Below are 21,121 nucleotides of genomic sequence, written 5' to 3'. Positions count from 1 at the left end.
ACTGCCCGGGTCCGCTTCCTGTCGGACCCGGGACGGTAGACTGTCGTGGTGACTTCCAGCAATGATTCGTTCGTCCATCTGCACACCCATACCGAATACTCCATGTTGGATGGAGCTGCCCGGCTCGGTGAGCTTTTTGATGAAACCGAACGGCTGGGGATGCCCGCCCTTGCCACAACGGACCACGGATATCTGTTCGGTGCGTTTGATTTCTGGCGCAAGGCCACGGACAAGGGCATCAAACCGATTATCGGCGTCGAGGCCTATGTAACTCCCGGTACAGCCCGCGGGGACAAGGAGCGCGTGCGCTGGGGCGACGAAAGCCAGCGCAAGGATGACGTCTCCGGTGGTGGCTCGTACACCCACATGACACTCCTGAGCTACAACAACGTGGGCATGCGGAACCTCTTCAGGGCCTCGTCCATTGCTTCCCTGGACTCTGTCTTTGGTAAATGGCCGCGGCTGGACCGGGAACTCCTCAACACCTATTCCGAAGGTCTGATCGCCACCACAGGCTGCCCGTCCGGAGAGGTCCAGACCAAACTACGGCTGGGACTTTACCGAGAGGCTGTTGAGGCCGCAGCAGAGTTCCGCGACATCTTCGGAGCAGAGAACTACTTCTGTGAGTTGATGGACCACGGGCTGGACATTGAACGTCGTGTTACCGGCGACCTCCTGCGCTTGGCCAAGGAACTCAACCTTCCGTTGGTTGCCACCAATGACCTCCACTACACCCATGAGCACGACGCCAAGGCACACGAAGCGTTGTTGGCCATCCAGTCCGGTTCCACACTCCTGGAACCTACGTACGACAATGGGGGTTCCCGTTTCGCGTTCTCGGGCAGCGGCTACTACCTGAAGTCGCCGCAGGAAATGCGGGAGCTGTTCCGGGACCACCCCGAAGCCTGCGACAACACTCTGCTCATTGCCGAGCGCTGTGAAGTCTCTTTCAATACCGGTGCCAACTACATGCCCCGTTTTCCCTGTCCTCCCGGGGAAGACGAGACCTCCTGGCTGGTCAAGGAAGTGGATACGGGCCTGAAGTACCGCTACCCGCAGGGCATTCCTGACAAGGTACGGGCCCAAGCCGACTATGAGCTCGGCGTCATCACCTCCATGGGATTCCCCGGGTACTTCCTCGTGGTTGCGGACTTCATCAACTGGGCCAAGAACAACGGCATCCGGGTAGGTCCAGGCCGTGGTTCCGGCGCAGGTTCCATGGTGGCTTACGCCATGCGCATCACCGATCTTGACCCCTTGCAGCATGGCCTGATTTTTGAACGCTTCCTCAACCCGGACCGCGTTTCCATGCCCGACTTCGACGTCGACTTCGATGATCGCCGCCGCTCCGAGGTGATCGACTACGTCACCAAGAAGTACGGCGATGAGCGTGTGGCCATGATTGTCACGTACGGAACCATCAAGACCAAGCAGGCCCTCAAGGACTCCTCCCGCGTGCTTGGTTACCCCTTCAGCATGGGCGAGACCCTGACCAAGGCCCTTCCGCCTGCGGTCATGGCCAAGGACATTCCGCTGGCGGACATCCAGAATCCGGAGTCCAAGCGCTACAGCGAAGCAGGGGATTTCCGCCAACTGATCGCCACGGACCCTGAGGCTGCCAAGGTCTTCGAGACCGCACTGGGCATCGAAGGCCTGAAGCGCCAGTGGGGCGTGCACGCTGCCGGCGTCATCATGTCCTCGGACCCCATCATTGATGTCATTCCCATCATGCGCCGTTTCCAGGACGGCCAGGTCATCACCCAGTTCGATTACCCCACGTCCGAGGGCCTCGGCCTGATCAAGATGGACTTCCTGGGCCTCAGAAACCTGACAATTATTTCTGACGCCCTGGAAAACATTAAGATGAACCGCGGCGTTGACCTGGACCTGGAGAATCTGGAGCTCGACGACGCCGCGTCCTACGAACTCCTGGCACGTGGTGACACTTTGGGTGTGTTCCAGCTTGACGGTGGTCCCATGCGGTCACTGCTCAAGCTCATGAAGCCTGACAACTTCGAAGACATCTCCGCAGTTCTTGCCCTGTACCGGCCTGGTCCCATGGGCGCAAACGCCCACACCGACTACGCCCTGCGCAAGAACGGGATTCAGGAAGTCATTCCCATTCACCCGGAGTTGGAAGAACCTCTCAGGGAGATCCTTGGCGGCACCTTCGGCCTGATCGTGTATCAGGAGCAGGTTATGGCTGTAGCTCAGAAGCTGGCCGGATACTCGCTCGGCCAGGCAGATATCCTTCGCCGCGCCATGGGTAAGAAGAAAAAGTCCGAACTGGATAAGCAGTTTGCCGGCTTCTCCCAAGGCATGCAGGACAACGGCTACTCCATGGCCGCTGTCAAGACGCTCTGGGACATTCTGCTCCCGTTCTCCGACTACGCCTTCAACAAGGCCCACTCGGCAGCGTACGGTGTGATCTCCTACTGGACGGCGTACTTGAAGGCGCACTACGCACCGGAGTACATGGCCGCCCTTTTGACCTCCGTGGGTGATGACAAGGACAAGTCGGCCATCTACCTCAACGAGTGCCGCAGAATGGGCATCACGGTCCTCCCGCCGGACGTCAACGAATCCTCATTGAACTTCACTCCGGTAGGAACCGACATCCGCTTCGGCATGGGTGCCATCCGCAACGTGGGCGTCAACGTGGTGGATGCCATGGTGGCCGCCCGCACGTCCGAGGGCAAATACACGTCCTTCAAGGACTTCCTCTTGAAGGTGCCCGCCGTAGTTTGCAACAAGCGCACCATCGAATCGCTGATCAAAGCCGGCGCGTTCGATTCGCTGGGGCACCATCGGCGTGCTTTGGCAATGATCCACGAAGAAGCCATAGATTCGGTGATCACACTCAAACGCAATGAGGCAATCGGCCAGTTCGACCTTTTTGCAGGCTTCGAAGATCAAGAACCCGAAGCGTCGCTGACCACCGAGATCCCGGACCTGCCGGAGTGGGAGAAGAAGGACAAACTGTCTTTCGAACGGGACATGCTGGGCCTTTACGTTTCGGACCATCCCCTCCAAGGCTTGGAGGGCGTCCTCAGCCAGCATGCGGAACAGTCCATCACCTCGATCATCGCCGAGGACGGACCGCACGACGGCGCAATTGTCACCATTGCGGGCATGATCACCTCGCTGAGCCGCAGGATCGCGAAGGCCAGCGGAAACGCCTACGCCCGGGCAGAGATCGAAGACCTCGGGGCTTCCATGGAGGTCATGTTCTTCGGCCAGGTGTACGGGCCCATTGCCTCAGTCCTGGCGGAGGACTTGATTGTTGTGGTGAAGGGACGGTTGCAGCGCCGCGACGACGGTGCGGTCACTCTGAACTGCATGGAGCTTTCCGTGCCGGACCTCAGCGAGAGCGTGAACGGCCCCGTGGTGATCACCATTCCCACATTCAAGGCCACAGAAGCTGTAGTGACGGACCTGCGCGATGTATTGCGCACTCACCGCGGGAACTCGGAAGTCCGGCTCAAGCTGATGGGTGATACGAAGGTGGAGGTCATGGGTTTGCCGGTGCACATGAGGGTCAATCCCAGTCCGTCGCTCTTTGGTGACCTGAAGGTCCTGCTGGGTCCGGCCTGCCTGGATAACTAATCCGGATACCCGGACCTTTAGAGGACTGCATCTTTGGACGGCTAGATTTCATAGTCAAGCGGGGCTGGCTTGCTGTATCCGCCGCTGTGGTACAGCAGGGGAGTGCCGTCCTCGCCGACTTCTCCGGCAACAACCTCCACCACCACTACTGCGTTGTTCTCGAAGGACAGGCGCATCTGTATCCTGCCCACGAGCCAGCCGCTGACGTCCTTGAGGATGGGGACGTCGTGGGGGCCCGGCTCCCAGTGATCGCCGTCGAAGCGGTCACGTGTCCGTGCGAAGCGATTGGCGAGGGCTTGATTCTCCAGCCCCAGCATGTGGACTCCGATGTATTCCGTGTTGGCCACAGCAGGCCAGGAACTGGAGCTCCTGGCCATGTTGAAGGTGAAGCGTGGCGGCTCGGCGGAAAGGGAGGCCACGGACGTGGCGGTGAATCCAAACGGGCTTCCGTTAAGGTTCGCCGTGATGATCGCCACCCCGGCTGCATGCCGGCGGAACATTTCCCTGAAAGTCTGATCGAAGCCGGAAGGTTCGCTGGACACGTGGACATTCTCCTGAGCTGTGGCGGCTGTACATCTTTCTTTCAGAGTATTCCTCCCATACTGCGAGACCCACATTTTGTTGAGTAGGCGTGAACCTTTGTTAATGTGAGTTGCATGACCGAGCCCACCGTGCACGTCCCAGCCGTTGCAGAACCGTCGTCAGCCCTGAAGCCTTGGCGGTCCAAGGACATTCTTTGGCTGGTTCTTCCGGCTGCTTTGGGCGTGGTGGTCGGGGTGACCTGGTGGTTGCTCGCTCCCGGCGGTTTGAACCTGATCTCGGGCAATCCGGACCTGGCCAATGCTGCAAATCCTGATTCCTGGCTTCCGCGCGACTTGCTCCTGGCAGCCCTGATGCTGCTGGCAGGGTGCCTCACCGGCGTCATGCTTGACGGAAAGCTGCAGGGCGAGGGATCCGGCCGGCGTTTGGGATTTGCTCTTGTTGGCGGAGCCTTGGGTGCTCTCATTGCTTGGCTGGTTGGCTTGCTGGCAGCCCAATTGCTGGGGCCCGCCCCGGATCCGGCACTTGGCCCCGGGTATGGTTTCACGCTTCGCTCCTACGCCGTCCTGGTTCTATGGCCCGCCGCGACCGCCTTCATCACGTTCGTCCTGGCGCTGTTCGGGGTTATGTCGAAGAAGCCCGTAAAATAGCCGGGTGACCACTTCCTCGGATACCTCCGCCCCCTCCACTGACGCCCTTGAGTTCCGGAGCATCGATTTCCGGGGCCGCCATCTCTCCTTGGCGGAGCTGCGTGCCGCTGTACCCAGGGCGCAGCATCAGACCATGGCGGACGCGGAGCAGAAAGTCCTGGACATCATTTCCGATGTCCGAAGCCGGGGCTTTGCTGCCTTGGGTGAACTGGCAAGCAAGTTCGACGGGGTGGAGCAGTCCCACCCCCGGGTCCCGGCAGAGGCGCTTACCCGCGCGCTGACTGAACTTGATCCCACGGTCCGTGCGGCCTTGGAGGAGTCCATCAACCGCGCCCGGCAGTTTGCGGATCGGCAGCGCCCTGCCAACGTTGAGGTTCAACTGGGCGACGGTGCTGTTGTCAGCCAGAACTGGATCCCGGTAGGACGCGTTGGGCTGTATGTTCCGGGAGGGCTCGCCCCGTTGGCTTCATCGGTCATCATGAACGTCGTTCCTGCGGTTGCCGCCGGCGTCGAGTCCATTGCACTGGCCTCCCCGCCGCAGAAGGACTTCGGTGGCCTCCCGCACCCCACTATCCTGGCTGCGGCCAAGCTCCTGGGCATCGATGAGGTGTATGCCATCGGTGGTGCACAGGCGATTGTGTCGTTTGCTTACGGCGTCCCGGGAACCGGCGACGAGTTGCCCATTGAGCCTGTTGATGTGGTCACCGGCCCCGGCAACATCTTTGTTGCTACAGCCAAGAGGCTGGTGAAGGGTGTGGTGGGCATTGACTCGGAGGCCGGAACCACGGAAATTGCCATTCTGGCCGACTCCACGGCGCAGGCCCCTTTGGTGGCCGCTGATCTCATCAGCCAAGCCGAGCACGATCCCAAAGCAGCTTCCGTGCTGGTGACTGAGTCCGCGGAGCTGGCTGACGCCGTCGTGCTTGAACTGCGACGCCAAGCGGCGGCAACCAAGCACAGTTCCCGCGTCCTTGAGGCATTGTCCGGACCGCAGTCCGGTGTGGTGCTGGTGGACGATCTTGAGCAAGGAATCGCCGTCTGCAATGCCTACGCAGCTGAACATCTGGAAATCATGACGGCGGACGCGGCCGCCGTTGCATCGCGCATCCGCAACGCGGGTGCAATTTTCGTCGGCGACTTTAGTCCTGTAAGCCTTGGTGACTATTGCGCGGGTTCCAACCACGTGCTGCCCACCAGCGGCACGGCGGCTTTTTCGTCAGGGCTCAACGTCACTACGTTCCTCCGCGCAGTCCAGGTCATCAACTACGATCGCGCCGCATTGAAGCAAGTGAGCGGACATATTGAGAGTTTGTCCGGCGCAGAGGACCTCCCTGGCCACGGTGACGCTGTCCGAATCCGCTTCGCCTAAGGTGCCTTAACCACTACATATAAGGGTGCCGGCTACTACATGTAGTAATTACACGCTTGTCATTACGGTGTGGCGGGCCGTAAACTGGTGTCGGAAGTGAATCTTCCGGCACCATTTGCGTTTTCGGCTCCCTGCCGTTTTCGATCTGTGCCGGAGCTGTCAGGGGAGGCCCAACGTGTACTGTCCGTTCTGCCGGAATCCCGACTCCCGCGTCGTGGACAGTCGGATGGCTGACGACGGTTCCTCCATTCGCCGCCGCCGCCAATGCCCGGAATGCGGACGCCGCTTCACCACCGTGGAAACCACCAGCTTGTCCGTCATTAAAAGGTCGGGCGTCGGTGAACCGTTCAGCCGTATCAAGGTCATTAGCGGAGTCCGCAAGGCATGCCAAGGGCGCCCGGTAACAGAGGACGATCTGGCCATGTTGGCCCAGGAAGTCGAGGAGAATATTCGATCCTCCGGCGCAGCGGAGATCGATGCCCATGAGGTGGGCCTGGCCATTCTTGGCCCGCTGCGGAAGCTTGATGAAGTGGCATACCTTCGTTTTGCGAGTGTGTATCAGGCCTTCGAGTCATTGGAAGACTTCGAGTCAGCCATCTCGCTGCTCCGCCACGAGGCAGAAGAGGCCAAAGCAGGCGCCCAAGCCGCAGATTCGGAAAAAAGCCCGCTCTAACTCCGGTGGCGGCAGCGGAGGGGAAGCCGCAGCCGCCACCGGCACCAATCCTTTACCGGCGCCGAACCGGACCCTAACGTCCGCCGGATACGGGCAGCACTGCTCCTGTAACGTAGCCGGCAGAATCGGACATCAGCCACATCACTGCCGCAGCCACCTCTTCGGGCTCAGCGCCACGCCCCATGGGAATTGTAGGGTTCAACCTCTCCACCCGGTCCGGCATTCCGGCGGCCGCATGGAGGCCTGTGTTGGTGCTGCCGGGAGCCACGGCATTGACGCGGATGCCCTGTTTGGCCACTTCTGCCGCAAGACCAACCGTGAGGACATCAACAGCGCCCTTGGTGGCCGCATAGTGGACCCAGGTTCCGGGCGAGCCGGCTTTGGTGGCGGTGGAGGAGATGTTGATGATGGATCCGCCGATTCCGCCATTGTCCGTGGAGAGCCGCCGAACGGCCTCCTGGCACATGAAAATCATTCCGGACACATTGACGTCAACAACCCGCTGCACCGTTTCCGCCGGTACGTCAACCAAGGTCCCGATCAGGTTCCCGGTGACGGCGGCGTTGTTGATGACCGCGGTCAGGGCACCCCGGCCCGCAGCGGCGTCGAACAAGCGTCCGACGTCGGCTGGCTGGCTGACGTCGGCCTGAACGCTGACTGCCTTGCCGCCTTGGGCCAGGATGTCATTGACTACCGCCAGCGCGCCTTCGTTGTCTGTGGAGTAGTTGACCACGACGTCGTAGCCCGCGGCAGCCGCGGCCTTGGTCACGGCGGCACCGATCCCGCGGCTGCCGCCTGTGACAATCGCGACTCCGGGTCCGGTGTGCCGGACGGTTGTGGGTTGCACTGCCACGCGGCGGCTACTTGGCGAGTTTGTGGTGCAAAGCGACTTCCAGCGCGGCGCCCACGATCCCGGCGTCGTTCTTCAACTTTGCCGTGACGATTTTGGTCCGCAGTTGAAGGTGCGGGAAGTACTCGTCCGAGCGCTTGGAGATGCCGCCGCCCACGATGAAGAGTTCGGGGGAAAACAGGAACTCAACATGCTGAAGGTAGCGGTTCAACAGCACGCCGTACTCGTCCCAGCTCAGGCCATCGCGTTCGCGGGCAACAGCTGAAGCCTTGGTCTCGGCGTCGTGGCCGTCCACTTCCAAGTGGCCGAGCTCGGCGTTGGGGACCAACTGTCCATTGAAGATGAATGCCGAGCCGATCCCGGTACCCAGGGTGATCACCAGGACGGTGCCGTCCACGCCCTCGCCGGCGCCGTAGCGGGCTTCTGCCAGGCCGGCCGCATCGGCGTCGTTGATGACCTCTACCGGACGGCCCAAGCGCTTGGTGAAGGTAGCGTCGATGTCGGTGCTGAGCCAGCTCTTGTCAACGTTGGCTGCAGAGTTGACCACACCGTGCTGGATGATTCCGGGGAAGGTCACACCTACCGGCGTGTCCGCTGCCGGGGCGTCGGGACGGCTGGAGAGTTCCTCCACGATTTGAGCCACTACCTCAGCTACGGCCTCGGGGGTGGCGGGCTGGGGAGTGGGAACGCGGAAGCGGTCGCCAATCAGCTTGCCTTTTTTCAGGTCGACAATGCCGCCCTTGATGCCGGTGCCACCGATGTCGATGCCGATCAACGGGGCGTTCTTGTGGGTCTTCTCATCCTTCTTGGACAATGCAATTCCGATCATGGCAGGAGGGGATGGGCATGGCGCAGCCTCCGGGCTGCATGGACCTTCCGGAGAGCTCAGGGAAGGGTCAGGATTTCCGCGCCGGTCTCTGTGACCAGCAGGGTGTGTTCGAATTGGGCCGTACGCTTGCGGTCCTTGGTGACAACCGTCCAGTCGTCGGCCCACATTTCCCAATCGATGGCGCCAAGGGTCAGCATGGGCTCAATGGTGAAAACCATGCCTGCCTCGATCACGGTGTTATACGCCGGGGCTGCGTCGTAATGCGGAATGATGAGGCCGGTATGAAAGGCCTCTCCCACGCCGTGGCCGGTGAAATCCCGGACTACGCCATAGCCGAAGCGTTTGGCGTAGGACTGGATGGCCCGGCCGATTACGTTGATTTCGCGGCCAGGGGCCACAGCCTTGATGGCCCGGTTGAGCGACTCCTGCGTACGCTCAACCAGCAAACGGGACTCTTCATCCACGTCGCCAACCAGGAAAGTGTAATTGGTATCCCCATGCACTCCGTTGATGAAGGCCGTGATGTCGATGTTCAGGATGTCGCCATCCTGGACCACGGTGGAGTCGGGGATTCCGTGGCAGATGACTTCATTGAGGGAGGAGCACAAGGATTTGGGGAACCCCCGGTAGCCAAGCGTCGAAGGGTAGGCATGGTGATCCAGAAGGAACTCGTGCCCTATTTTGTCCAGCTGGTCCGTGGTGACGCCTGGTTGGAGGTGTTTGCCCACCTCAACGATCGCTTGCGCGGCGATCTTTCCGGCGATCCGGATCTTCTCGATGGTCTCCGGGGACTTCACCTCGGAGCCGGTGAACTTGGCGGGTGCCTTCTTACCTACATACTCCGGCCTGGGAATCGACGCCGGGACGGGTCGTTCAGGGCTGATGGTTCCCGGGGTGAGGGCGCCAATGGGTGCAGTCGAAGCAAGAGAAGGCATAGATTGATCATATAAGGCACACAAGAGACGTAAGTAACAAAGCGTGGCCGGGTTCCTGTGACCCCGCCAACGTTACGCGTCGAAGGGCCCCGGGATGGAGGAGGAGACGTGACGGAGTACTGGTACAACGTCAAGACGCATGAGATCGAAGAGGACGCGATGTCCGATTGGTCGCAGCTGATTGGCCCTTACAAGACCAGGGAAGAAGCTGAGCACGCCCTGGAGAAGGTCAAAGCACGAAATGACGCCTGGGACGCCCAGGACGACGACTAGCCCGGACCAGGAACGGGCCTGGACGAGGACTATCAGGACGAGGACTAGAAGGAGTGTTCCGGTCCAGGGAACTGGCCGGAACGGACCTCTTCCCCGTAAGCGGCGGCGGCATCGCTCAGGGTAGTGCGAAGATCTGCGTATTGCTTGACGAATTTGGCCATCTTGCCGCCCCGCAATCCGGCCATGTCCTGCCATACGAGAACCTGACCCGTGGTGCTCTTGCCTGCGCCGATTCCCACGGTGGGCACCCGCAAGGCTGCATCCACAGCCGCTGCGGTCCCGGCAGGCACCATTTCCATGAGGACGCAGAAAGCGCCCGCGTCCTGCAGTGCAACGGCGTCATCCACCAGTCGCTGAGCGTCATCGCCGCGGCCTTGGACACGGTATCCGCCCAGGGAATGTTCGCTTTGGGGCGTGAATCCGATGTGGGCCATGACGGGGATTCCAGCCTGAACCATGGCTTTCACGGTCTCGGCATAATAAGCGGTTCCCTCAATTTTGACCGCGTGGGCCAGTCCTTCCTTGAGGAATCGGACTCCGGTGGCGACTGCCTGGCCGGGTGAGACTTCATAGCTGCCGAAAGGCAGGTCTGCCACTACCAGCGCACGCTTGGCTGTCCGGCTGACTGCCCGCGTCAACGGCAGGAGCTCATCGACGGTGACAGGAAGGCTTGTCTCATTGCCGAACACGTTATTGGATGCGGAGTCGCCCACCAGGAGGACTTCGATTCCGGCCTGGTCAAAGATCTCGGCCGTGTACTGCTCATAGGCTGTGAGCATTGCGAAGTGTTCGCCGTTGTCCTTGGCCTGCTGAAGGTGGTGGATGCGGACCCGGCTGATGGGTTTCCTGCCGGCGGCCGGAGGCACATCGGCCCCGGTTGCCGGGCCCGTGCCGTAGGGTGCGGGAAGCTCGGCGGGCGTGGTGGACTCAGGAAGGTTGCTTGGGGCCATGGATAGAGCCTAAGCGGTGCCGACGACGGCTGCCACCAGTGTGCCGGGCGTCACCTAATGTAAACGCTGTGTTACGCGCAGCTACTGCTGCGGCATTAGCACGGAACTCTTAGTAGAGTGAAGGCTGAGCTGCCGTGGCTTCTATCCATTGAAACCAGCGGCATGGACACTGAATCGGAAAAGAGGCCCTATGGACCGCCAGCAAGAGTTCGTTCTGCGGACAATCGAAGAGCGTGACGTGCGCTTCGTACGCTTGTGGTTCACCGACGTCGTAGGTTCGCTTAAATCAGTGGCGCTTGCGCCCGCTGAAGTTGAGGGTGCCTTTGAAGAAGGCCTTGGCTTCGACGGTTCGGCCATTGAAGGCCTGGCCCGCGTGTTCGAGTCTGACATGCTCGCGCAGCCGGACCCGTCCACGTTCCAGATCCTGCCATGGCGTGGAGAGACCGAGCAGACGTCCCGCATGTTCTGCGACGTCCTGACTCCCGACGGCGAGCCGTCTGCCGCGGACCCCCGCAACGTCCTCAAGAGGACCCTTGCCAAGGCAGCTGACATGGGGTTCACCTGCTATACCCATCCTGAGATTGAGTTCTACCTGTTGAAGTCCAAGGACCTCGGCCCGGACGGCGCCCCTGTTCCTGTGGACGAGGGCGGCTACTTTGACCATGTCCCCGGTGGTGTGGCGCAGGACTTCCGCCGTACCGCGGTGACCATGCTCGAATCCGTGGGCATCTCCGTGGAATTCAGCCACCACGAGGGCGGCCCGGGCCAGAACGAGATTGATCTTCGCTATGCGGACGCGCTTCAAACCGCGGATAACATCATGACCTTCCGGACGGTCATCAAAGAGGTGGCTCTTCAGCAGGGTACATATGCCACCTTCATGCCCAAGCCGTTCACGGACCACCCGGGTTCGGGCATGCACACGCACTTCTCCCTGTTTGAGGGCGACACCAATGCGTTCTTCGAAGCAGGCGCCGAGTTCCAGCTGTCCAAGACGGCACGCCAGTTCATTGCCGGCATCCTCAAGCACGCTCCGGAATTCACGGCGGTTACCAACCAGTTCGTTAATTCGTACAAGCGCCTTTGGGGCGGCGGCGAGGCTCCGAGCTACCTGAGCTGGGGCCACAACAACCGCTCTGCGTTGGTTCGTGTTCCCCTGTACAAGCCCGGCAAGGGCCAGTCGGCACGTATCGAGTACCGTGGCATTGACAGCGCAACCAACCCGTACCTGGCCTACGCTGTGCTGCTCGGTGCCGGTTTGAAGGGCATTGAAGAAGGCTACGAACTTCCCGCCGCAGCTGAAGACGACGTATGGTCGCTGACAACCGCGGAACGCAGGGCCATGGGGCACGCGCCGTTGCCGGCCAGCCTCCACGACGCCATTCGCACGATGGAGGAATCCGAATTGGTGGCTGAGATCCTTGGTGAGCAGGTGTTCGAACACTTCCTGCGCAACAAGCGTGCCGAATGGCAGGACTACCGCCTTCAGGTCACCCCGTACGAGTTGCAGCGCAACCTCGGCATTCTTTAGGCCGGGGCAATGAGCCTTGCGCGTCGGCTCATCTCAGCCGGATTCAGTGACCTCGAAAAAGGCGAACGGTTCCTTGCTGCCCCGGAACTGGACGGGATAGATGAGGATGCCCTGTTCGCCGGGCTGTCCTTGTCGGCAAGCCCGGATACGGCTCTTCAATCACTGGTCCGGCTGATTGAGAAGAATCCCGGGCTGAAAAAGCTGGCCGCGGCTGACCAGGACACCAGCGAGCCCATGTACCGGCTCCTGGGTGCCTCGGAGGCGTTGGGGGAGTTCCTCATGCGCCGACCGGAGCACTTGGACGTGTTCAATGTCCGGGTCAGCCCGGAGCCTGTTCAGGCCTCCAACGACGAGCTCCGGGCGAGGCTGCTGCGCTCCGTGAAAGCTGAGCCCGCTGCTCAGCGGCCGGTAGCCGGAACGACCGGATTGCCCGCCTACGCGGCCCTGCGGAGCGCGTACCGCCGTGGTCTGACAGAACTGGCCATTAAGGATATCTGCGCTGCATCGCCTACGGACTTCATGCCAGCGGTCGGCGCTGAATTGGCCGACCTCGCCGGTGCTGCCATCGAGGCTGCCCTTGCCGTGTCCCGGGCCGAAGCTGCTGCCCAGTTCGATACGAACGAGATCGCCGACGTCGGGCTTGCCGTTATTGGCATGGGCAAGTGCGGCGCCCGGGAGCTGAACTACATTTCCGACGTCGACGTCATCTATGTCATCGAAGCCGGAGAGTTGGACGATGCCCGCGCGTCCACCATCGGTACAGCCTTGGCCTCGGGCATTTCGAGGGCCATTTCTTCCTCCGCCCCTGAACCGGGGTTATGGGAAGTGGACGCCAATCTCCGTCCGGAGGGAAAGTCCGGCCCGCTGGTCCGCACGCTGCCCTCCCATTTGAGTTACTACGCCCGGTGGGCGGAAAGCTGGGAGTTTCAGGCGCTTCTGAAGGCGCGGACGATTGCGGGCGATCGGGAGCTGGGCCAGCGCTATGAGAAGGCCGTGGAGCCCCTTGTCTGGGCATCTGCGGGACGCGAGGGATTTGTGGAGTCGGTCCAGGCCATGCGCCGCAGGGTGACCGACTACATTCCGGCTGCCGAGGAACAACGTCAGATCAAGTTGGGCCGCGGCGGCCTCCGCGACGTTGAATTCACCGTTCAACTGCTGCAGTTGGTGCATGGCAAATCTGACGAGTCACTTCGTCGCCGGGACACCACGTCTGCCATCGCTGCCCTTTCTGCGGGGGGTTACATTGGACGCACGGACGCCGCGGCCTTTGACAACGCGTACCGATACCTGCGTCTGCTGGAGCACCGAATTCAGCTGTTCCAGTTGCGCCGGACCCATCTCATGCCCGTTGCCGAGGATGCCCAGCGCTTCCTGGCCAAGGCAGTCCTGGGGCCGTTCGCTTTGGAGCGGCCGCACCCTGACCAGCTGATGGCCACATGGCAAAAGACCAAAAAAGCTGTCCGTGAGCTTCATGAGCGGATCTTCTACCGTCCGCTGCTCAACACCGCAGCTAAGCTGAGCAGCGAAGATGCGAAGCTCAGTCCGGAGGCTGCCCAGGGTCGTCTTGCCGCACTTGGTTACGTGGACCCTCAGGGTGCCATGCGGCATATCGAAGCACTCACCGCAGGAGTCAGCCGACGCGCAGCCCTGCAAAGGCAGCTATTGCCGATCCTCTTGGGATGGCTGGCCGAGGGAGTTGACCCCGACGCCGGACTGCTCGCCTTCCGCAGGGTCAGCGAAGCACTGGGAACCACTCACTGGTACTTGGGGCTTCTCAGGGATTCCCAGGCGGCGGCTGAGCGGCTCTGCCAAGTGCTTGCCAATTCCCGGCTGATTTCGGATCTGTTGGAAGTATCCCCGGAGTCCGTTGCCTGGTTGGGCAGCGATAAGGAACTGGTGCCCATACCCTTTGAAGCCCAGTGGCAGGAGATCCGGTCCAAGCTCTCCCGTCATGCCGACCCTGAAAGTGCCATGAGGCTCATCCGGCTGATCCGGCGCAGGGAAATCCTCCGTACCGCAATCGCGGATAGCGCAGGATTGCTCGATCAGGATGCCGTTGGGTTGGCCTTGGCTGAAACGGACCGGGCCACGGTTCTAGGAGCATTGCATGTAGCGGAGTCGGTGATCGCGTCCACCGGGCCATTGAAGACTGATGTCCTGGTGGTTGCGATGGGCAGGCAAGGTGGGCGGGAGATCGGCTACGGCTCGGATGCGGACGTGATTTACGTTCACCGTGCCCGTCCCGGGTTCACTGATGCCGAGGCCCAGGAGCAAGCCACCACCATTGTGGCCAAGCTTTCCAGCTTCCTCACGCAGCCGCTCAAGCCCGCGATCATGGCAGAACGAGTGCTCATGGTGGACGCGGATCTCCGTCCTGAAGGCAAGAACGGCGCCATGGTCCGGTCCCTGGATTCATATGCGGAGTACTATCGGCGCTGGTCACTCATTTGGGAGGCGCAGGCCCTTCTGCGGGCCCGGCCCATGGCAGGCTCGGATGAACTGGCCGCCGACTTTGTCCGTCTCATCGACCCCATCCGGTACCCGGAGCAACTCGCAGAGACCGATGTCCGCGAGATCCGCCGTGTCAAGGCCCGGGTGGAGTCCGAACGGCTGCCTCGCGGGGCTGATCCTGCCCGGCACGTGAAACTCGGCCGTGGCGGGTTGAGCGATGTTGAGTGGTTGGTTCAGTTGATTCAGCTTCAGCACGCCGGAAAGCATCCGGAGCTGCGGACATCGTCCACCCTGGACGCACTGGCGGCTGCGGAAAAGTTGGATTACATCTCTGAAGACGACGCCACGCTTCTGCGCGAGGCGTGGAGACTTGCCAGCCGCATCCGTTCCGCAAACGTCATTGTGACAGGACGCGCCTCGGATCTCGTGCCCTCATCACGGAAGGACCTGGAAGCTGTGGCGCGCTGGTGCGGCTACCAGCCCGGCAATGCGGGTCATTTCGAAGAAGACTACCTGCGGCTGAGTCGCAGGGCGCGGGGCGTATTCGAGAAAGAGTTCTACGGCAACTGAAGGATGAGAAATCCACGTAATGCTTGAATCTGAATCAGAAGAGGATTTCTCTATCCCCGGTGAGCCTCATGGGCCAGGTGACATCTGGTTGATTCCCCTCAAAATGCTCGACGACGACGCCCGCGCCATTCAGCTCGGCGCTGTGGCAGAGTTGGCCGTGGAAGCCCAGCAAAGGGAATTCGTGGGGGATCCCCTTCGCATGATGCTCATCTCCTTGGAAGAAGAATCCCGATTCCCATATGTCATTGAGTCGGGGGGAGTAGCGGTGGGTGTGCTGACCCTCCAATCGGGGGCCGCGACGCTCGCAGGCTGGCCCGATGACGAGTCGGTGTGGTTGTTGCGTGGATTCCTTATTGATTCAAAATGCCAAGGGCGCGGCCTCGGTACCCTGGCCGCACGCGCCTCAGTGGAGGAAGCACGGAAACTGATGGCCAGGCTGGGTGGCGGGCAGGCCGGCGTCGTGCTTTCGGTAAATGAGCGCAATCCGGCAGGGCTGGCCGCATATACGAAAGCCGGTTTCGTGGACTCGGGCCGCTATGTGGGCGGTAGCGCGGGGCCACAGCGGACCATGTACAAATCCTTCGGATGACTCCAAAAGCTAAGTGTCCTTATAGACTTCTTATGTATCTGTTCTCAACGCGCATAGGGGAAGTACATGGAATACAACGGAAATCCGTCTGAGAAGGCCATTCCTGCCGGAGAACTGGACCGGCGTCACGTAGGCCATTCTGTGAGCTTTCAGCCCAATGACTTCACGGTAGTCTTCGGTACCATCGCGGGCATTGCAAGGACCGAAGCTCTTGTGTACCTGTCGCTCGCCGGAGTTGGCGGTGGGACTCATCTGAAGGACGAATACGATCTTCCCATCGACAAGAACGTGTACCTTCAGCTGGACCCGCTAGGTAGCGCGGAAAAGGGAATTTCGGAGGCCGCCAGCTTCGTCAAGGACAAGCTGGACGAGATCACCAAGAATCTCAGGGACCGCGACCCTGGCAAGTCCGAGTAGCCCGGACCCACAAAAGAGGCCAGCCTCAGTCCGTTGGGACTGAGGCTGGCCTCTTTGTTACGCGGTGATATTAGACGCCGTAGTAGAGCTCGAACTCGTAAGGGTTCGGGCGCAGGGACAGCGGGCGGATCTCGTTCTCGTACTTGTAGTCAATCCAAGTGTCGATCAGGTCCTGGGTGAAGACGCCGCCGGCCTGGAGGAACTCGTTGTCCTCGCGCAGAGCCTCAAGTGCTTCTTCCAGGGAACCCGGAGCCTTGGGGATGTCCTTGGCTTCCTCGGCCGGGAGCTCGTAGAGGTCCTTGTCGATGGGAGCCGGCGGTTCAATGCGGTTGCGGATGCCGTCAATGCCGGCCATCAGCTGGGCAGCGAAGGCCAGGTACGGGTTGGAGGAGGGGTCCGGCGCGCGGAACTCGATGCGCTTGGCCTTCGGGTTGGTGCCCGTGATCGGGATGCGGATACCGGCGGAGCGGTTGCCCTGCGAGTAAACCATGTTCACGGGGGCTTCGAAGCCCTTGACGAGCCGACGGTACGAGTTGACAGTCGGGTTGGTGAAAGCCAGAACTGCGGAAGAGTGCTTCAGCAGGCCGCCGATGTACCACCGAGCCATGTCGGAGAGGCCTGCGTAGCCCTTCTCGTCATAGAACAGGGGATCGCCGTTGCTCCACAGCGACTGGTGGCAGTGCATACCCGAGCCGTTGTCACCGAAGACAGGCTTCGGCATGAAGGTGACGGACTTGCCCCAAGCATCGGCAGTGTTCTTGATGATGTACTTGAACTTCTGCAGATCATCAGCGGCCGCGGTCAGCGTGGTGAACTTGTAGTTGATCTCAGCCTGGCCGGCGGATCCAACTTCGTGGTGGGACCGCTCAACCTCAAGGCCGGCCTTGTCCAGTTCGATGCACATGGCGTCGCGGAGGTCGGCTTGCTTGTCGGTGGGGGAGACCGGGAAGTAACCGCCCTTGACGGGGGTCTTGTAACCGAGGTTACCGCCCTCTTCCTTGCGACCGGTGTTCCAGTGTGCTTCTTCAGAGTCGATCTTGTAGAAGCTGCCCTGCGGGGAGGACTCGTACTGGATGTTATCGAAGACGAAGAACTCGGCTTCGGGAGCGAAGAACGCGGTGTCGGCGATGCCAGTGGATGCCAAGTACGCTTCGGCCTTCTCAGCCACGCCACGGGGGTCGCGGTGGTAAGGGTCACCCGTGCGGGGGTTCACGATGGAGAAGTTCAGCGCGAGCGTCTTCTCGATGCGGAACGTGTCGATGAAGGCCGAGGTCACATCCGGGATGAGCTGCATGTCGGATTCGGCGATGCCCTGGAAGCCGCGGATGGAAGATCCGTCGAAGAGCTGGCCGTGGACGAAGAAATCGAGGTCGACGCTCTTGGCCGGCACGTTGAAGTGCTGCTGGACACCAGGGAGGTCGGTGAAGCGGATATCGACGAATTTGACGTCTTCGTCTTTGATGAACTTGAGGACTTCGTCCGCAGTCTTGAACATCTATGCTCCTTATGCATATCAAGTAACAGGCCCGGAAGGCCGCGTGGTGCAGCCCATTCCAGGGGCCGGAGACACAAAAAGATCCCCGTTCCATGGTGGCTGGCAACTCATACCACCATAGGGAGATGGGATTTCCCGGGGGTGTCAGTATTGTTTCCGGCAGGTTACAGAATCATCTGTCGTGTAAACGGTAGTCGGCTGTCCGGTATCCGGTCCATCCGGGTCCGGTGGGCGAACACCCGCAGGCGTTGCGCGCCGGCGGCTGCTCCTGCGGGTCGGTTGGCAGTCATGCCAGCAGTTAGGCTTGGAGTGTGGTAGATCGAAAAGACATTGGCTCCTGGTTGAGCGGCCCGGACACTTCCGGAATCTCCAAATATCCCGGCGAACGGCTGGGCCTGCCCGAGTCCGGGCCGGGCTCCATGGCGCGAGCCGGCCGCCGCATCCTGGGCATCGTGGTGGACTGGGCGATCGCGCTGGTGATCAGCAATTTTGCCTTCGGCGGTGACTCGTGGGCAACTCTGGCTATTTTTGCCGCAGAGCAAATCCTCCTGATTGGAACGCTGGGATACAGCATCGGTCACAGGATCGCCGGAATTCACGTGGTTCGCTTGGGCGGTGGCCCTGCGGGACCTTTGGCCGCAGTGGTTCGAACCCTCCTTCTATGCCTGGTCATTCCTGCTGTGGTGTTCGATCCCGACCAGCGCGGCCTGCATGACAAAGCGATGAACACGATCCTCATCAGGATGTAAACGTAGTCAGCCCCAACGAAAACCGCCCCTGTCTCAACGTGAGAGACAGGGGCGGTTTCAGTTAATGGGGATCAGCGTCCGCGGGCTGCCTTGCGGTCCGGGCGGGCCTTGTAGGGGTCAATGCCTTTGGGGATCGGCAGCCGGTTTCCAAGGGAGTTGATGCGCTTTGACACGGCGTTAACTTCTACCTTGGTCAGTTCGTTCTTCAGTTTGCCCATGGTCTTGGCCAGTTTGTTCAAGGGCACCTGGCCTTCACCGCGACCTGATTCCAGAACATGGATGGTGACGTTGGGCAGGATGCGGGTGAGGCGCTTACGCTCGGCATCGACCAACGGCTTGACGCGGTGTGTGGGCCCTTCGCTGACAAGGACCACACCCGGACGGCCAATGGCCATGAAGACGGCGTCCTGTGTGCGCGGGTTAACGGCAACAGGCTGATCTTGCGTTACCCAACCGCGGCGAAGAGTACCCAAAGCGGCGCCGGAAGCGCCCGGCTGGTTCTCAATCTGCGCGAAGGCGGCCTTTTCTGCCCGACGGGAGAGAATGAAAACTGCCGCGAGAAGACCCAGCGGAATACCAATGATCAGACCGGTAACCCAGTTCTCCAGCAGGAAGCCGATAAGGAGGGCCACGGCAACCACTGCAAGGAATGCCAGCAGCATGACCCAGACAACCTGCGGGTCATTCCGCCTGGTCATCTTGAAGACTTCAGCGATCTGCTTCAGTTGGCTAGGCTTCTTGGCCTTGGCTTCCTTGGGCTTGCGCTTGAACAGCCCACGCTTGGGTGCGTCGGCCGAGGGGGTCGAATTGCTGGAATCAGAGGAGTTCGCCATAGTGCCTTAATTCTACGTGATGGACACAGAAGGACCGGACGCCGTTACGTGGGCATCCGGTCCTTCGCTGCTGATCGGTGGTGTCTAGCTGTGGGCGGCGAGGATGGTGGAGGCTTCCTGGCGGGTGGTGCCGGAGGACTCGATGTGTGCCAGGGCTGCGGGGATTTCCCAGCCCTTCTTGCGCATGGCCGTGGCCCACAAACGCCCTGCACGGTACGAGGACCGCACCAACGGACCCGACATGACACCAAGGAACCCGATTTCTTCGGCCTCGTTCTGAAGGTCCACGAACTCCTGCGGCTTGACCCAACGGTCCACGGGCAAGTGCCGCTCGGACGGGCGCAGGTACTGGGTAATGGTGATCAAATCACACCCGGCCGCGTGCAGGTCCCGCAACGCTTCGGAAATTTCCTCGCGGGTCTCGCCCATGCCCAGGATCAGGTTGGACTTGGTCACCATGCCCAAATCCCGGCCCTGCGTGATTACGTCCAAGGAGCGCTCGTACCGGAACGCCGGACGGATCCGCTTGAAAATCCTCGGCACGGTCTCCACGTTGTGCGCGAACACCTCGGGCTTGGAATCGCAGATCGCCGCGATGTGCTCTGGCTTGCCGGAGAAGTCCGGGATCAACAACTCCACCCCGGTGCCGGGGTTCAGTTCGTGGATTTTCCGGACGGTTTCGGCGTACAACCACACCCCCTCATCGGCGAGGTCATCACGGGCCACCCCGGTCACGGTGGCGTAGCGTAGCTGCATGGCCTGGACACTGCGGGCCACCTTGGTGGGTTCGAACATGTCCACCGGGGAGGGCTTGCCGGTATCGATCTGGCAGAAATCACAGCGCCGGGTGCACTCGGACCCGCCGATCAGGAACGTCGCTTCCTTGTCTTCCCAGCACTCGAAAATGTTCGGGCAGCCGGCCTCCTCACACACCGTGTGCAGGCCTTCCTTCTTCACCAGGTTCTTGAGCTGGACAAACTCCGGCCCCATCTGGACCTTGGCCTTGATCCACTCAGGCTTACGTTCAACCGGGACCGCCGAGTTACGCTGCTCAACGCGCAGCAACTTACGGCCTTCAGGTGCCAAGGTCACTGGAGTGCTCCTTCGGGTGTGGAAACGAGTGCTTCTTCGTGCTTGCTGAATTCTTCAACAAAGCGGTCAACGATGTCGGCCGGGTTGATGGTCCGGCCGGTTTCCAGCGACATGGTGGTGACGCTGGCGTCGGTGATGCCACAGGCGATGATCTGGGCATAGGGCGCCAGGTCATTACTGCAGTTGATGGCTACGCCGTGCATGGTGACGCCGTCCAGGACCCGAATGCCGATTGCCGCAATTTTGCGGTCAGGGCCGTGCTCGTCGGCGAGGATCCAGACTCCGGCCCGGCCTTTGACCGTGACTGCCTTGATGCCGTAGTCCTGCATGACGGCGATCATGATCGCTTCTAGGCGTTCCACGTAATCGCGGATGCCGGCACGGTTCTTGAGCTTGAGGATTGGATAAGCAATGAGCTGGCCAGGGCCATGCCAGGTCAGTTTCCCGCCGCGATCCACGGGAACCACAGGAGTCCCGTCAAAGGGGCGCTCGTGGTCTTCGGTGAGCTTGCCCGCCGTGTAGACGGCGGCGTGCTCGAGGATCAAGACGGTGCTGTTTTTCTCGCCCGCAACAACTTTGTTGTGGATTTCGCGTTGCAGGTCCCAGCCCTGCATGTAATCAACGAAGTCCGGGGCAAGACCCAGTTGTGAAAACTCTAGAGTCATGGGTTCAAGCTTAGACCCCGCAGGAGACTGGCCATGGTTTTGTGGTGAAGCTCT

19 protein-coding genes are annotated in these 21,121 nt (G+C 61.0%); 10 read left to right on the top strand and 9 right to left on the bottom strand.

Going from position 1 to position 21,121, the window contains the following annotated elements; all coding sequences use genetic code 11:
* Positions 1 to 48 precede the first annotated feature (48 nt).
* Positions 49 to 3,606: a DNA polymerase III subunit alpha gene (dnaE, locus tag BACI9J_RS13310; RefSeq protein ID WP_159734800.1), complete on the top strand. Its 3,558-nt coding sequence runs from the start codon at positions 49 to 51 to the stop codon at positions 3,604 to 3,606.
* 41 nt (positions 3,607 to 3,647) lie between these two features.
* Here dnaE and BACI9J_RS13305 read toward each other — a convergent pair whose 3' ends face one another.
* Positions 3,648 to 4,148: a flavin reductase family protein gene (locus BACI9J_RS13305; protein WP_159734799.1), complete on the bottom strand. Its 501-nt coding sequence runs from the start codon at positions 4,146 to 4,148 to the stop codon at positions 3,648 to 3,650.
* Positions 4,149 to 4,262: 114 nt separating this feature from the next.
* Here BACI9J_RS13305 and BACI9J_RS13300 point away from each other — a divergent pair, with 114 nt between their 5' ends.
* From BACI9J_RS13300 to nrdR, 3 genes are all read left to right on the top strand, one after another.
* Positions 4,263 to 4,796 carry a hypothetical protein gene (locus BACI9J_RS13300; RefSeq protein ID WP_159734798.1) on the top strand — a complete coding sequence of 178 codons (534 nt, stop codon included), beginning with the start codon at positions 4,263 to 4,265 and terminating at the stop codon, positions 4,794 to 4,796.
* Positions 4,797 to 4,800: 4 nt separating this feature from the next.
* Positions 4,801 to 6,165, top strand: a complete 1,365-nt coding sequence (hisD, locus tag BACI9J_RS13295) for a histidinol dehydrogenase (RefSeq protein ID WP_159734797.1) — start codon at positions 4,801 to 4,803, stop codon at positions 6,163 to 6,165.
* Positions 6,166 to 6,340: 175 nt separating this feature from the next.
* Positions 6,341 to 6,838 carry a transcriptional regulator NrdR gene (nrdR, locus tag BACI9J_RS13290; RefSeq protein WP_159734796.1) on the top strand — a complete coding sequence of 166 codons (498 nt, stop codon included), beginning with the start codon at positions 6,341 to 6,343 and terminating at the stop codon, positions 6,836 to 6,838.
* Between the two features lie 73 nt (positions 6,839 to 6,911).
* Here the strand turns inward: nrdR and BACI9J_RS13285 are convergent, their stop codons facing one another.
* The 3 genes from BACI9J_RS13285 to map all read right to left on the bottom strand — a co-directional run bounded on the left by BACI9J_RS13285 (position 6,912) and on the right by map (position 9,452).
* Positions 6,912 to 7,691: an SDR family oxidoreductase gene (locus BACI9J_RS13285; protein WP_236558687.1), complete on the bottom strand. Its 780-nt coding sequence runs from the start codon at positions 7,689 to 7,691 to the stop codon at positions 6,912 to 6,914.
* A gap of 7 nt (positions 7,692 to 7,698) precedes the next feature.
* Complete coding sequence (ppgK, locus tag BACI9J_RS13280; RefSeq protein WP_159736471.1) at positions 7,699 to 8,502, bottom strand: polyphosphate--glucose phosphotransferase; 804 nt, start codon at positions 8,500 to 8,502, stop codon at positions 7,699 to 7,701.
* A 71-nt stretch (positions 8,503 to 8,573) separates the two neighbouring features.
* Positions 8,574 to 9,452, bottom strand: coding sequence for a type I methionyl aminopeptidase (gene map / locus BACI9J_RS13275; protein ID WP_159734795.1), 879 nt, complete (start codon positions 9,450 to 9,452; stop codon positions 8,574 to 8,576).
* Positions 9,453 to 9,560: 108 nt separating this feature from the next.
* Here map and BACI9J_RS13270 point away from each other — a divergent pair, with 108 nt between their 5' ends.
* On the top strand, positions 9,561 to 9,725 hold the full coding sequence (locus BACI9J_RS13270) for an SPOR domain-containing protein (protein ID WP_142939513.1): 165 nt from the start codon (positions 9,561 to 9,563) through the stop codon (positions 9,723 to 9,725).
* Positions 9,726 to 9,769: 44 nt separating this feature from the next.
* On the opposite strand, the gene panB is transcribed toward BACI9J_RS13270, so the two are convergent.
* Positions 9,770 to 10,675: a 3-methyl-2-oxobutanoate hydroxymethyltransferase gene (gene panB / locus BACI9J_RS13265; RefSeq protein WP_159734794.1), complete on the bottom strand. Its 906-nt coding sequence runs from the start codon at positions 10,673 to 10,675 to the stop codon at positions 9,770 to 9,772.
* 190 nt (positions 10,676 to 10,865) lie between these two features.
* Here panB and glnA (BACI9J_RS13260) point away from each other — a divergent pair, with 190 nt between their 5' ends.
* From glnA (BACI9J_RS13260) to BACI9J_RS13245, 4 genes are all read left to right on the top strand, one after another.
* Complete coding sequence (glnA, locus tag BACI9J_RS13260; protein ID WP_159734793.1) at positions 10,866 to 12,206, top strand: type I glutamate--ammonia ligase; 1,341 nt, start codon at positions 10,866 to 10,868, stop codon at positions 12,204 to 12,206.
* Between the two features lie 9 nt (positions 12,207 to 12,215).
* Entirely contained in the window at positions 12,216 to 15,227 is a 3,012-nt protein-coding gene (locus BACI9J_RS13255; RefSeq protein WP_159734792.1) for a bifunctional [glutamine synthetase] adenylyltransferase/[glutamine synthetase]-adenylyl-L-tyrosine phosphorylase, read from the top strand.
* A gap of 19 nt (positions 15,228 to 15,246) precedes the next feature.
* Positions 15,247 to 15,816 (top strand): GNAT family N-acetyltransferase, encoded by a 570-nt coding sequence (locus BACI9J_RS13250; RefSeq protein WP_159734791.1) that lies wholly within the window; start codon positions 15,247 to 15,249, stop codon positions 15,814 to 15,816.
* 66 nt (positions 15,817 to 15,882) lie between these two features.
* Positions 15,883 to 16,233, top strand: a complete 351-nt coding sequence (locus BACI9J_RS13245) for a hypothetical protein (protein ID WP_159734790.1) — start codon at positions 15,883 to 15,885, stop codon at positions 16,231 to 16,233.
* Positions 16,234 to 16,303: 70 nt separating this feature from the next.
* On the opposite strand, the gene glnA (BACI9J_RS13240) is transcribed toward BACI9J_RS13245, so the two are convergent.
* Positions 16,304 to 17,728, bottom strand: coding sequence for a type I glutamate--ammonia ligase (gene glnA, locus BACI9J_RS13240; protein WP_024820496.1), 1,425 nt, complete (start codon positions 17,726 to 17,728; stop codon positions 16,304 to 16,306).
* 311 nt (positions 17,729 to 18,039) lie between these two features.
* Here glnA (BACI9J_RS13240) and BACI9J_RS13235 point away from each other — a divergent pair, with 311 nt between their 5' ends.
* Positions 18,040 to 18,477 carry an RDD family protein gene (locus BACI9J_RS13235; RefSeq protein WP_159734789.1) on the top strand — a complete coding sequence of 146 codons (438 nt, stop codon included), beginning with the start codon at positions 18,040 to 18,042 and terminating at the stop codon, positions 18,475 to 18,477.
* 71 nt (positions 18,478 to 18,548) lie between these two features.
* Here the strand turns inward: BACI9J_RS13235 and BACI9J_RS13230 are convergent, their stop codons facing one another.
* From BACI9J_RS13230 to lipB, 3 genes are all read right to left on the bottom strand, one after another.
* Entirely contained in the window at positions 18,549 to 19,310 is a 762-nt protein-coding gene (locus tag BACI9J_RS13230) for a DUF4191 domain-containing protein (protein WP_159734788.1), read from the bottom strand.
* Positions 19,311 to 19,394: 84 nt separating this feature from the next.
* Positions 19,395 to 20,402, bottom strand: a complete 1,008-nt coding sequence (gene lipA, locus BACI9J_RS13225; RefSeq protein ID WP_159734787.1) for a lipoyl synthase — start codon at positions 20,400 to 20,402, stop codon at positions 19,395 to 19,397.
* A complete protein-coding gene (gene lipB / locus BACI9J_RS13220) occupies positions 20,399 to 21,067 on the bottom strand; it encodes a lipoyl(octanoyl) transferase LipB (RefSeq protein WP_159734786.1) in 669 nt (222 codons plus the stop codon). Before lipB ends, lipA begins: the two co-directional genes overlap by 4 nt.
* Positions 21,068 to 21,121: the final 54 nt, after the last annotated feature.

Source organism: Arthrobacter sp. 9V, from assembly GCF_902506065.1.
Classification (GTDB): Bacteria; Actinomycetota; Actinomycetes; order Actinomycetales; family Micrococcaceae; genus Arthrobacter.
The sequence above is the reverse complement of the archived record's forward strand: the minus strand, read 5'-3'. Positions and strand labels throughout refer to the sequence as shown.

Excerpts from the sequence above, each read along its gene's own strand:
- BACI9J_RS13300 (WP_159734798.1), top strand. The coding sequence starts at position 4,263 with ATGACCGAGCCCACCGTGCACGTCCCAGCCGTTGCAGAACCGTCGTCA.
- lipB (WP_159734786.1), bottom strand. The coding sequence starts at position 21,067 with ATGACTCTAGAGTTTTCACAACTGGGTCTTGCCCCGGACTTCGTTGAT.
- BACI9J_RS13255 (WP_159734792.1), top strand. The coding sequence starts at position 12,216 with ATGAGCCTTGCGCGTCGGCTCATCTCAGCCGGATTCAGTGACCTCGAA.
- BACI9J_RS13250 (WP_159734791.1), top strand. The coding sequence starts at position 15,247 with ATGCTTGAATCTGAATCAGAAGAGGATTTCTCTATCCCCGGTGAGCCT.
- BACI9J_RS13230 (WP_159734788.1), bottom strand. The coding sequence starts at position 19,310 with ATGGCGAACTCCTCTGATTCCAGCAATTCGACCCCCTCGGCCGACGCA.
- glnA (WP_159734793.1), top strand. The coding sequence starts at position 10,866 with ATGGACCGCCAGCAAGAGTTCGTTCTGCGGACAATCGAAGAGCGTGAC.
- glnA (WP_024820496.1), bottom strand. The coding sequence starts at position 17,728 with ATGTTCAAGACTGCGGACGAAGTCCTCAAGTTCATCAAAGACGAAGAC.
- map (WP_159734795.1), bottom strand. The coding sequence starts at position 9,452 with ATGCCTTCTCTTGCTTCGACTGCACCCATTGGCGCCCTCACCCCGGGA.
- BACI9J_RS13245 (WP_159734790.1), top strand. The coding sequence starts at position 15,883 with ATGGAATACAACGGAAATCCGTCTGAGAAGGCCATTCCTGCCGGAGAA.
- panB (WP_159734794.1), bottom strand. The coding sequence starts at position 10,675 with ATGGCCCCAAGCAACCTTCCTGAGTCCACCACGCCCGCCGAGCTTCCC.